Source organism: Novosphingobium sp. (assembly GCF_041915465.1).
Taxonomy (GTDB): Bacteria; Pseudomonadota; Alphaproteobacteria; order Sphingomonadales; family Sphingomonadaceae; genus Novosphingobium.
This window is the reverse complement of the sequence record NZ_JAYSBK010000124.1, coordinates 1-7,658: the sequence shown is the minus strand read 5'-3', so window position 1 is coordinate 7,658 and position 7,658 is coordinate 1. Positions and strand designations below refer to the sequence as shown.

8 protein-coding genes and 1 pseudogene are annotated in these 7,658 nt (G+C 64.6%); 4 read left to right on the top strand and 5 right to left on the bottom strand.

Annotated elements, in window-relative coordinates:
- A pseudogene (locus tag ACE3SN_RS15215) lies at positions 1 to 252 on the bottom strand (3'(2'),5'-bisphosphate nucleotidase CysQ); the annotation flags it as partial.
- Between the two features lie 165 nt (positions 253 to 417).
- On the opposite strand from ACE3SN_RS15215, the gene sucC reads away from it, so the two are divergent.
- The 4 genes from sucC (at position 418) to ACE3SN_RS15195 (ending at position 4,530) form a co-directional block, all read left to right on the top strand.
- The gene (gene sucC / locus ACE3SN_RS15210; protein ID WP_374531427.1) at positions 418 to 1,617 is read left to right on the top strand and encodes an ADP-forming succinate--CoA ligase subunit beta; all 1,200 of its coding nucleotides are present in this window, start codon (positions 418 to 420) and stop codon (positions 1,615 to 1,617) included.
- Between the two features lie 255 nt (positions 1,618 to 1,872).
- Positions 1,873 to 2,625, top strand: coding sequence for an electron transfer flavoprotein subunit beta/FixA family protein (locus tag ACE3SN_RS15205; protein ID WP_374531425.1), 753 nt, complete (start codon positions 1,873 to 1,875; stop codon positions 2,623 to 2,625).
- On the top strand, positions 2,625 to 3,557 hold the full coding sequence (locus ACE3SN_RS15200; RefSeq protein ID WP_374531423.1) for an electron transfer flavoprotein subunit alpha/FixB family protein: 933 nt from the start codon (positions 2,625 to 2,627) through the stop codon (positions 3,555 to 3,557). Before ACE3SN_RS15205 ends, ACE3SN_RS15200 begins: the two co-directional genes overlap by 1 nt.
- Before the next feature lie 97 nt (positions 3,558 to 3,654).
- On the top strand, positions 3,655 to 4,530 hold the full coding sequence (locus ACE3SN_RS15195) for an energy transducer TonB (protein WP_374531421.1): 876 nt from the start codon (positions 3,655 to 3,657) through the stop codon (positions 4,528 to 4,530).
- Positions 4,531 to 4,558: 28 nt separating this feature from the next.
- Here the strand turns inward: ACE3SN_RS15195 and ACE3SN_RS15190 are convergent, their stop codons facing one another.
- The 4 genes from ACE3SN_RS15190 to ACE3SN_RS15175 form a co-directional block, all read right to left on the bottom strand.
- Complete coding sequence (locus tag ACE3SN_RS15190) at positions 4,559 to 5,566, bottom strand: DUF2804 domain-containing protein (RefSeq protein WP_374531419.1); 1,008 nt, start codon at positions 5,564 to 5,566, stop codon at positions 4,559 to 4,561.
- 31 nt (positions 5,567 to 5,597) lie between these two features.
- On the bottom strand, positions 5,598 to 6,116 hold the full coding sequence (locus ACE3SN_RS15185) for a GNAT family N-acetyltransferase (RefSeq protein WP_374531417.1): 519 nt from the start codon (positions 6,114 to 6,116) through the stop codon (positions 5,598 to 5,600).
- Positions 6,113 to 7,321 (bottom strand): DUF445 domain-containing protein, encoded by a 1,209-nt coding sequence (locus tag ACE3SN_RS15180; RefSeq protein ID WP_374531429.1) that lies wholly within the window; start codon positions 7,319 to 7,321, stop codon positions 6,113 to 6,115. Before ACE3SN_RS15180 ends, ACE3SN_RS15185 begins: the two co-directional genes overlap by 4 nt.
- A 65-nt stretch (positions 7,322 to 7,386) precedes the next feature.
- Positions 7,387 to 7,658: efflux RND transporter permease subunit (locus tag ACE3SN_RS15175; RefSeq protein ID WP_374531416.1), on the bottom strand; the 272-nt coding region annotated here is incomplete at its 5' end.

Below are 7,658 nucleotides of genomic sequence, written 5' to 3'. Positions count from 1 at the left end.
GACCAGCCAGATCAGGCCGCCTTCCAGCCGCTCTGGCGCATCGACGGTTTCTTCCGAGAGCCAGCCCGCGGCCGGCAACAGTGCGCCCAGTTCACGCTTGAGGAATTCGTCGACCTCAAGATCGGATTGCGAAACCGGGCTGCCAGGGTCCTTCTCCCACGAATCGAGCGCATGGCCATGCCCCGGCCAGCGCCCTAGCGCGATTCGCCCCGCTTCGCGCACAATGGCTTCCAGGCGCTGGCGATCGATCACCCGCGCGCGCCGTTCTCATAAATCGGCCGTGTTAGGAATGACTCGCAACTGGCGTTCATATTTCTATCCATGAGGGCCCTTCCGGGTCTTTTCAAGCCTTCTCCACTGTGCTTAGGCGGCACCGCAGAACGGAATTAGTCCTCCTCCCCGCTGGAGTTTCATTACATGAACATTCACGAATATCAGGCCAAGGAACTGCTCGCCAAGTTCGGCGTCGGCATCCCCAAGGGCATCGCAGCGCTGACTGTGCCAGAAGCGGTCGAGGCCGCCAAGCAGCTCCCCGGGCCGCTCTATGTCGTGAAGGCCCAGATCCACGCCGGCGGGCGCGGCAAGGGCAAGTTCAAGGAACTGCCCGCCGATGCCAAGGGCGGCGTGCGCCTCGCCAAGAGCATCGACGAGGTTGAAGCCTTCGCCAAGGAAATGCTCGGCAACACGCTGGTCACCATCCAGACCGGCGAAGTCGGCAAGCAGGTCAACCGCCTCTACATCACCGACGGCGTCGACATCGCCAAGGAATACTACCTCTCGATGGTGGTTGACCGCTCGACCGGCCGCATCGCGCTGATCGTGTCGACCGAAGGCGGCATGGACATCGAGGAAGTCGCCCACTCGACCCCGGAAAAGATCACCACGATCATCGTCGACCCGGCCCAGGGCTTCATGCCCCACCACGGCCGCGCGGTCGCCTTCGCGCTCAAGCTCAAGGGCGATCTCAACAAGCAGGCGCAGGTCCTTTCCAAGCAGCTCTTTGATGCCTTCATGGCGCTCGACTGCTCGATGCTCGAAATCAACCCGCTGGTTGAAACCCAGGACGGCAAGCTGCTGGTGCTCGACACCAAGATGAGCTTCGATTCGAACGCGCTCTATCGCCACCCCGAAGTTATGGCGCTGCGCGACGAGACCGAAGAAGATCCGATGGAGCTCGAAGCCAGCAAGCACGACCTCGCCTACATCAAGCTCGACGGCAACATCGGCTGCATGGTCAACGGCGCAGGGCTCGCCATGGCGACGATGGACATCATCAAGCTCAACGGCGCCTTCCCGGCCAACTTCCTCGACGTGGGCGGCGGCGCCAACAAGGAAAAGGTCACCGCGGCGTTCAAGATCATCCTGTCCGACCCGGCGGTCGAAGGGATTCTCGTGAACATCTTCGGCGGGATCATGAAGTGCGACATCATCGCCGAGGGCATCGTTGCCGCGGCGAAGGAAGTGAACCTGTCGGTTCCGCTGGTCGTGCGCCTTGAAGGCACCAACGTCGAAATGGGCAAGCAGATCCTCGAAGGTTCGGGCCTGCCGATCGTTTCGGCGAACGACCTGGGCGATGCCGCAGCCAAGATTGTGGCGGAAGTCAAGAAGGCGGGCTAAGTTCAGCCTGTCCGAAACTGGATACAAAAAGGGCCGATCTCTGCCGTGCGGTGATCGGCCCTTTGTTTTAAGGTCGCGCGATTGTCCGTTGCTGCGAAATCGGCTTGACCCAATGCCGACATCTCGCAATGGCGGTCCTGCCTCGAGCGATTTAATCGCGCGGCTAAATTTTCGGTGGTTGACGTTTACGTAAACGACAACTAGACGGCCAATCATTCTGCTGAACGGCGTATCAATGGGAAAGGCTTGGATACCATGAAAGCCCTGGTCTGCGTGAAGCGCGTGATCGACTACAACGTGAAGCCGCGGGTTAAGTCCGACGGCACCGGCGTCGATCTCGCCAATGTGAAGATGAGCATGAACCCCTTCGACGAAATCGCGGTCGAAGAAGCCATCCGCCTCAAGGAAAAGGGCGTGGTTTCGGAAATCGTGGCGGTTTCGGTCGGGCCGGCCAAGGCCCAGGAAACGCTGCGCACCGCGCTGGCGATGGGCGCGGACCGCGCCGTGCTGGTCCAGGTTGACGACGGCGTCGACGTGGAACCGCTGGCAGTTGCCAAGATCATCAAGGGCGTGGTGGGTGAAGAAACCCCGGGCCTGATCATCACCGGCAAGCAGGCGATCGACGATGACAGCAACCAGGTCGGCCAGATGGTCGCCGCGCTGCTCGGCCGTCCGCAGGGCACCTTTGCCAACGAAGTCACCGTGGAAGGCGATTCGGTCGTCGTGAAGCGTGAAATCGACGGCGGTCTGGAAACCGTGAAGCTGGCGCTGCCGGCCGTGGTCACCACCGACCTGCGCCTCAACGAACCGCGCTATGCCTCGCTGCCCAACATCATGAAGGCCAAGTCCAAGCCGCTCGCGACCAAGTCGCCGGCCGACTACGGCGTGGACATCGCGCCGCGCCTCAAGACCCTCAAGGTCAGCGAACCGCCGGTCCGCAGTGCCGGCATCAAGGTTGCAGACGTCGACGCGCTCGTCGGCAAGCTCAAGGAAATGGGAGTCGCGTAATGGCTAAGACGCTCGTTTGGGTCGAACACGACAACGCTAACGTCAAGGACGCCACCCTGGCCGTCGTCACCGCCGCCGCGCAGCTGGGTGAAGTTCACCTGCTGGTCGCCGGTTCGGGCTGCGCCGCGGTTGCCGAACAGGCCGCCAAGATCGCCGGCGTGGGCAAGGTCCACCTCGCGGACGACGCTGCCTATGCCAATGCGCTCGCGGAAAACGTCGCGCCGCTGGTGGCTGACCTGATGGGTCACCACGACGCGTTCCTCGCGCCCGCCACCACCACCGGCAAGAACATTGCCCCGCGCGTCGCAGCCCTGCTCGACGTGGCGCAGATCTCGGACATCCTGTCGGTCGAAGGCCCCAAGACCTTCACCCGTCCGATCTATGCCGGCAATGCGATCGCCACGGTCGAAAGCTCGGATGCCAAGCTGGTGATCACCGTGCGCGGCACGGCCTTCGCCAAGGCTGACGCCACCGGCGGTTCGGGCACGGTCGAAGCCGTCGCGAGCAAGGGCGATGCAGGCACCTCGACCTTCGTCGGATCGGAAATCGCCAAGAGCGAACGTCCGGAACTGACCAGCGCCAAGATCATCGTCTCGGGCGGCCGCGCCCTCAAGGACGCGGACACCTTCCAGGCAACCATCTTCCCGCTGGCGGACAAGCTTGGTGCAGCCGTCGGCGCGAGCCGCGCGGCGGTCGACGCGGGCTATGTCCCGAACGACTACCAGGTTGGCCAGACCGGCAAGATCGTGGCTCCCGAAGTCTATGTTGCCATCGGCATCTCGGGCGCGATCCAGCATCTGGCTGGCATGAAGGACTCCAAGACCATCATCGCCATCAACAAGGACGAAGACGCCCCGATCTTCCAGGTCGCGGACATCGGCCTCGTCGCCGACCTGTTCAGCGCCGTCCCGGAACTCACCGGCAAGCTCTGAACCGGGCGATACGCCTAACGGAAAAGCCCCGCTTCGGCGGGGCTTTTTCTTTTTCGTGAAGATGTTAGGCTGCCCGGCAAACCGGGAGGAGCGCCCTATGCGCCTGATCAATGCCCTGCTGGCCGGCGCAATCGCCGCCGCTGCACCGACGCCGGCACTGGCCAAGCCTTCCGACGTTATCGTCCTGAAGAAGACCGGCAAGTGGCAAGTCAATTACGATGATGATTCCTGCAGCCTGCTTGGACAGTTTGGCGAGGACAAGCAGGCGTCGATCCTGCGCATGACGCAGTTCGAACCCGGCGATTGGTTCGACGTCACGATTTATGGCAAGCCGTTCAAAGGGTACGGGGCAAACACAACCGTAACGGTCGGGTTCAATCCCCAACTCAATCCCCCAAGCCGCCAGGTAATGCGCGCGACCACCGGCAAGGATATTCCCACCTTGCTGGTCGGCGGCATGCGACTGGACGACTGGAGTTCTCCGACCCCGGGCGCCATCCCCCCGGCCGTGACGCGCCAGCAGGAAGCGGCCGCGATCAGTCTGACGATCCGCGTCGCAGGTAACAAAACCTACCGGTTTGACGCGGGGCCATTCGACAAGGCGATGGATGCGATGCGCACCTGCATGGTGGACCTCGTCAAGCACTGGGGTTTCGACCCCGCAGCCCAGGCCAGCCTGACGCGCAGGCCCCAGCCGACCAACGACCCCACCACCTGGCTGGTATCAAACGACTATCCCGACAATGCCTTATGGCAGGGCCATCAGGGCATTGTGCGCTTTCGCCTTGATGTGGACGAGAACGGCATGGTGAGCGCCTGCCACGTGCTCTATCGGACAAATCCGGATGATTTTGCCGACATCACCTGTCGCAATGTGACGCAGCGCGCGAAATTCGCGCCCGCGCTCGACGCCGCAGGAAAGCCGGTCAAGGCCTTCTACATCCAGACCGTGCGCTGGCAGATTCCGGGCTAGCTCTAATGCGGTAACGCGCGGCCGGGGCCTACCACTTGTTGTGGACCTGCTCGGCAAAGCCGGTCAGTCCGTCGATCTGTAGCACCGTGCCATCGTCGAGCACGGCGCGTCCGCTGTAGCGGCCGAACACCTGGTGCTGATCGGTCAGGAAGGGGCCGATCTTCACCCGGTCCGCGCGGTCGACGATCGGGGTGAAGGTCATTTCGAAGCGGCCGTCGTTGCTGGTAAAGCGCCAGTCGGCCCGGTCGAGCGGCCCCTCGGGCAGGTGGAACGTGACTTCATCCAGCTTGTGCGCCCTGCCATCCAGGAACAGCATGTTCTCGCTCGCGGCGCTGGTATCGCCAAAGCCGTGCCCGATGTTGAAGCCGAAGCGCTGCCCCTGGTGCAGGCCCGAGGCCGAGCCCCAGTACCAGGTGTTGTCCCAAGTCCAGACCCCGCGCCCCCAATCGAGCCCGCCAAAGGCGCTGTCGGGCGAAAAATCGATCCGTTCACCGCCTAGCACGGCATAGCCCGTGGCAGGCATGCAGTTGATTTTCTGGTTGTAATAGAAGGCGTGCGGCGCGTCGTTGAAGGGGGTGGCAATCACCATCCGGTCGTCGGCCGGCTGCGCCAGCACGATTTCGCCGGAAAGCCCCCGGCCGCCGTCGAATCCCGGAGCTGCAAAGGTCAGTCGCCGCCCATTCGGTTCGTGCCGAAAGGCAAGGTCGATCCCGCCGCGAGACTGGACGATCTCACCCGCGTCGGCGCTTGCGGGCATCTGCATCCTGCCAAACGGAAAGGGCCGGATCGCACCATGGTTGATCGCGCGGGCGCGTTTGAAGTCGATCCACGACATCCCGAGAAAGCCGAGATAGCCGTTGTCGGCAACCGTCAGGGCCAGGGCATGATCGTCGGTCAGGATGCAGTAGTAATCCCACTCCTTGATGCGCCACCCGCTGGCACGGATCGCGGCGCGATCGTACCTGCGTACTTCGGCAACGCCCCAGCCGCATTCGGCCAGACGCCCCTGCCCGTCGAGCAGGGTGCCAATCGACATCCTGTGTTGCATCCTCACCCCCGCCCGCTGCTCAAACCCGCTCGTAAAGCACCAGGGCCGCACCACCTTCCGGCTGATGCAACCCATAGCGCACAAACCCCAGCCGCTGCGCCAGCGCGTCCGATGCCACGTGGCCCTCCTCGATCATGCAGCCGATCCGCTGGCGGCCATGCGTGGCGTCGAACCAGCCGAGCGCGGCTTCCATCACCTCGCGCGCGACGCCGCGCCCCCAATGGTCCTTGTGGACGATCCAGCCCGCTTCGGGGACATCGTCCAACCCTTGGCCAAAGCCGCGATGGCTGCGGAACACGCCGCAGTTGGCGATGATCCGCTCCGCGCCCTTCTCGCGCACCATGAAGGTGCCATAGCCGTGCAGCGCCCATGACCCGGCGTTGCGATGGAGGCGATTGAACGCGTCCATCTGGCTTGGCACGAAGGAGCCGAGGAAGCGCCGGGTTTCTTCATCGAAAGTCAGCGCGAACAGATCGGCCAGATCGCCGGGCGCGGGCTGCCACAGCTCGAACCGCTGGGTGGTAAGCACCGGGCTCACAGCAGCTGGTCCACCACGTGGATCGCGACCCCGACCAGCCCGCCCACCAGCGTGCCGTTGATGCGGATGAACTGCAGGTCGCGGCCAACCGCGCCCTCGATCCGCTCGGTCACGGTTGCCGCGTCCCAGCGCTTTACGGTTTCGGAGACGAGCCGCACGATCTGGTCGCCATAACGCACCGAGATGCCCACCAGCGTGCGCCGGGCAAAGCGGTTGATCTGCAGTTGCAGCGCGGGATCGTCGCGCAGGTGGCGGCCGAGTTCGGTCAGCGCCTCGGCCAGCTGGCCGCTGCTTTCCCCGTCCGCGCGGCGCAGGCGGGCGAGCATGGCGGTGCGCATCCTCTCCCACACGCCCTGCCACCAGACCGAGACGGCGGGGTTGGCGATCAGCTCACGCTTCATCTGCTCGATCCGCTCGCGCAGGTCGGCATCGTGCTGCAGATCTTGCGCCAGTTTGGCGAGGCCTTCCTCGACCTTGCCGCGCAGGGGATGGTCCGGATTGACGATCACTTCGGCCAGCAGCTTGTAGAGCCCGTCGAGCACCGAATTGGCGAGCCGTTCGTCCAGCCCGGTCCAGCGCAGCACGGCATTGGCGCGCGAATGGATCAGCGCGCGGATCAGTTCCTCGTTCTCTTCCAGCGTCAGGCCGGCCCAGCGCACCAGCGATTCGATCACCGGCATGTGCCGCTTGTCGGCAATGATCGTCGCCAGCATCTGGCCAAGCAGCGGCGAAACCTCGAGCTTGTCGAGCTGGCGGAACAGCCCGCCGCGCACCTGGGTGCCAAGCCGTTCGGGATCGAGCGATTCGAGCACCTGTGCTGCCAGTTCCGCCGCCCCGTCGCGCAGCCGGGTGCTGCCGCCCTTGGCCGGATCGGCGAGCCACGCGCCCGCCGCCGCCGCGAGGTTCATGTGCCGCAGCCGCCGGGCCACCACCGGGGGAATCAGGAAATTGTCGCGCAGGAACGCCGCCATCGTATCGGCGATGCGGTCCTTGTTCTCGGGGATGATCGCGGTGTGCGGGATCGGCAGGCCGAGCGGATGGCGGAACAGCGCGGTTACCGCGAACCAGTCCGCCAGACCGCCGACCATGGCCGCCTCGCTGAAGGCGAGCACATAACCCCAGGCCGGATGCACCCCGGCAAAATGGCGCGCGATGAAGAACAACGCGGCCATCAGCACCAGCAGGCCTGTGGCCGCACGGCGCATCCGGCGCGCCCGGTCGACAGTCACCGCAGGCGAGGGCACGGGCCCCAGGCCGGTTTGGGCGCCGCTCACTCTGCCGGTTGAGCCTCACCCGTAGGCATCGACGGCTTGTCGTGCCCCGGTTCATAGCTGAGGAAGGTGCGGCGCAGCCACGGCCCCAGCCGCTTTTCCGCGCCGTCGGCCAGGCTGAACAGCGCCGGGACGATCAGCAGCGTCAGCAGGGTGGAGACCAGCAGGCCGCCGATCACCACCGTGCCCATCGGCGCGCGCCACGCCCCGTCGCCGCCAAGCGAAACGGCGGTCGGCACCATGCCCGCAGTCATCGCCACGGTGGTCATCA

Bases quoted from the DNA above. Each gene is read 5' to 3' on its own strand.
- sucC (WP_374531427.1), top strand. From the start codon at position 418: ATGAACATTCACGAATATCAGGCCAAGGAACTGCTCGCCAAGTTCGGC.
- ACE3SN_RS15205 (WP_374531425.1), top strand. From the start codon at position 1,873: ATGAAAGCCCTGGTCTGCGTGAAGCGCGTGATCGACTACAACGTGAAG.
- ACE3SN_RS15200 (WP_374531423.1), top strand. From the start codon at position 2,625: ATGGCTAAGACGCTCGTTTGGGTCGAACACGACAACGCTAACGTCAAG.
- ACE3SN_RS15195 (WP_374531421.1), top strand. From the start codon at position 3,655: ATGCGCCTGATCAATGCCCTGCTGGCCGGCGCAATCGCCGCCGCTGCA.
- ACE3SN_RS15190 (WP_374531419.1), bottom strand. From the start codon at position 5,566: ATGTCGATTGGCACCCTGCTCGACGGGCAGGGGCGTCTGGCCGAATGC.
- ACE3SN_RS15180 (WP_374531429.1), bottom strand. From the start codon at position 7,321: ATGCGCCGTGCGGCCACAGGCCTGCTGGTGCTGATGGCCGCGTTGTTC.